This is a genomic window from Pseudomonas emilianonis (genome assembly GCF_023072625.1).
GTDB classification, from domain to species: domain Bacteria; phylum Pseudomonadota; class Gammaproteobacteria; order Pseudomonadales; family Pseudomonadaceae; genus Aquipseudomonas; species Aquipseudomonas paraveronii.
The window spans coordinates 1-2,429 of sequence record NZ_JAKNRV010000549.1; the positions used below are offsets into that span (position 1 = coordinate 1).

General features: G+C 62.5%; 3 protein-coding genes. 2 read left to right on the top strand and 1 reads right to left on the bottom strand.

What is annotated here, in order from left to right; translation table 11 throughout:
- The first annotated feature begins 39 nt into the window (after positions 1-39).
- Positions 40-852: an aldo/keto reductase gene (locus tag L9Z73_RS29140; RefSeq protein ID WP_247408325.1), complete on the top strand. Its 813-nt coding sequence runs from the start codon at positions 40-42 to the stop codon at positions 850-852.
- Between the two features lie 40 nt (positions 853-892).
- On the top strand, positions 893-1,858 hold the full coding sequence (locus L9Z73_RS29145; RefSeq protein WP_247408321.1) for a metal ABC transporter ATPase: 966 nt from the start codon (positions 893-895) through the stop codon (positions 1,856-1,858).
- A gap of 33 nt (positions 1,859-1,891) precedes the next feature.
- On the opposite strand, the gene rfaE2 is transcribed toward L9Z73_RS29145, so the two are convergent.
- Positions 1,892-2,429, bottom strand: a 538-nt coding sequence (gene rfaE2, locus L9Z73_RS29150; RefSeq protein WP_247408323.1) for a D-glycero-beta-D-manno-heptose 1-phosphate adenylyltransferase, incomplete at its 5' end; no start/stop codon positions are given.

Genomic DNA, 2,429 nt, shown 5'->3' on the forward strand with positions numbered 1-2,429 from the left:
ACCGGCCATCGGCCAACCGGCCTGGGAGCAACTGTTGCCATGAGCCTGCCCACCCTGCACGACCTGCACCGCCCGCTGGGCAGTACTGGCCTGCTGGTGTCGCCGCTGGGCTTGGGCACCGTCAAGCTCGGGCGCGACCAGGGGGTGAAATACCCCAGCGGTTTCCAGATTCCCGATGATGACGAAGCGCGCCTGCTGCTGCGCCAGGCCCGTCAGTTGGGCATCAACCTGATCGATACCGCGCCGGCCTACGGCCGCAGCGAAGAACGCCTGGGGCCGCTGTTGCGTGGCCAGCGCAACGAGTGGGTGATTGTCAGCAAGGTCGGCGAAGAGTTCGACAATGGCCTGTCCCGTCACGACTTCAGCGCGGCGCATACCCGGCTGTCGATCGAACGCAGCTTGAAACGCTTGGAAACCGACTTCATCGACCTCGTGCTGGTGCATTCCGACGGCAACGACCTGCACATCCTCAACGACTGCGAGGTTTACCAAACCCTGGCGGACTTGAAACAAGAGGGCAAAATTCGCGGTTTCGGCTTCTCCGGCAAAACCGTCGAAGGCGGCGTGAAGGCTCTGGAACAGGGTGATTGCGCGATGGTCACCTACAATTTGAACGAACAGGCCGAGAAAGCCGTCATTGATTATGCGGCCGCCCATGGCAAAGGCATCCTGGTAAAAAAAGCCCTCGCCAGCGGCCATGTGTGCCTGGAGCCGGGAATGGACCCCATACGTGCCAGTTTCATGTTGTTGTTTGCGCAAACGGGCGTCGCCAGTGCTATTGTCGGGACCATTAATCCGCTACACCTGGCTCACAACGTGGCGACCGCTGCCCAGGTCATTCGTCAACTATGATGCCGCCGACGCGGCCGCCCCGACGTAAGAAGGAGCCGACATGTCGCGAACGCTCATAAGAAAAAACCCCAGCAACTTCAAGACTCTGCCGCTGCACGTCGAAGCCACCCCCGAAGGCCTGAGCTACCAGAGCGTGGGCATGCCGCTCAACTTTGCCCAGACCCTGCAACGGCGCAAGCCGGTAGACGTGGCAGACCCTGAGCGTTTCGCCCTCGAATTGGCCAACCTCGGCGTGTCGGTACGCCTGACCCTGCATTGGCAAAACAAGGATTACTGGGTGCTGGTACGCCAACGCCGCCAGGACCGTGGCGACGTAGTGCTCAAGCTGATTTCCGGCTACGTCCCCGCCCATGAGCTGAACCTGCCGCTGCACACCGCCATCCAGGAAATTGCCGAAGAGTGCCTGCTGGAGACGCCCGAAGGCTGGCTCAGCGGGCGCTTCAACGACACCTGGCTACCGGCGCCCTACTCCACCGCGCTGCATTACCGCGAAGCCCTGCCGTTTCGCTTGAGCCCCTTGTCTGGCGCGGCCCGCCCGGTGCGCTGCGCGACCACGCAACTGATCGAGCGTCCACGGGCCTACGTCCACTTGCCCACAGCGTCGCTGCAGTTGATTTATGACTTGCGCCTGGAAGTGCCCAAGGAAGCCAAATCCCTGAGCCTGTTCCATGTGGATGAGCGACTCGAAGGCGATCAACTGGTCGCGCGCCTGGACCGCCAGCGCCCGGACCTGTACCTGATGCCATTAAAGGACGGCCAACCTCTCGCCGAGCTGTACACCGTCAAGAAAGATCAGCTGTACCCGGCCAGCACGCGGGGTTTGTACCTGGCGGAGAGCTTCGCCCAGCAGGAAGGCTGGGTGGTGCGCGACGAGCGGATTCGCTGGAAGGATTGGCTCAGGCAGCAAGGCCTGGAAGCCCCGGAGAAAGAGTCGAAGCTCAAGCGCCTGACCGGCAAGGCGCGGCAGATGTTGCGTAAGATCGTGCCGAAGAAGGCCAGACCGTAGGAGCGAGCACGCCCGCTCCTACTGCCGTGAGCCTTATTCGCGGTTGCGGATTTTTTCCACAATCGCGGTGGTCGAGCTGTTTTCAACCAACCCCAGCACTTTAACCTTGCCGCCGTAGGCGCTGACGATGTCAGCCCCAACCACCTGGTCGACGGAATAGTCGCCGCCCTTGACCAGCACGTCGGGCTTGACCTGGGCCAGCAGGTTTTCCGGGGTCGCTTCGGGGAAGCTGATCACCCAGTCCACCGCGCCCAGGCCAGCCAGGACTGCCATGCGCCGATCGACACTGTTGATCGGACGACCCGGCCCTTTCAGGCGGCTGACCGACGCATCGTCATTGACCGCGACGATCAGGCGATCGCCTTGGGCACGCGCCTGCTCCAGGTACGTCACATGACCGGCATGCAAAATGTCGAAGCAGCCGTTGGTGAACACAATGCTTTCGTTGTGGGCGCGCGCGTCGTCAATCGCCAGCAGCAATTGCTCGAGACTCAACACGCCGCGCTCCGAGCCTTCGGAACGCTGGATCGCACGGCGCAACTCCGGCGCGCTGATCGCGGCGGTGCCGAGC

What these genes read in the sequence shown, in the direction of transcription:
- L9Z73_RS29140 (WP_247408325.1), top strand. Translation starts at nt 40, where the DNA reads ATGAGCCTGCCCACCCTGCACGACCTGCACCGCCCGCTGGGCAGTACT.
- L9Z73_RS29145 (WP_247408321.1), top strand. Translation starts at nt 893, where the DNA reads ATGTCGCGAACGCTCATAAGAAAAAACCCCAGCAACTTCAAGACTCTG.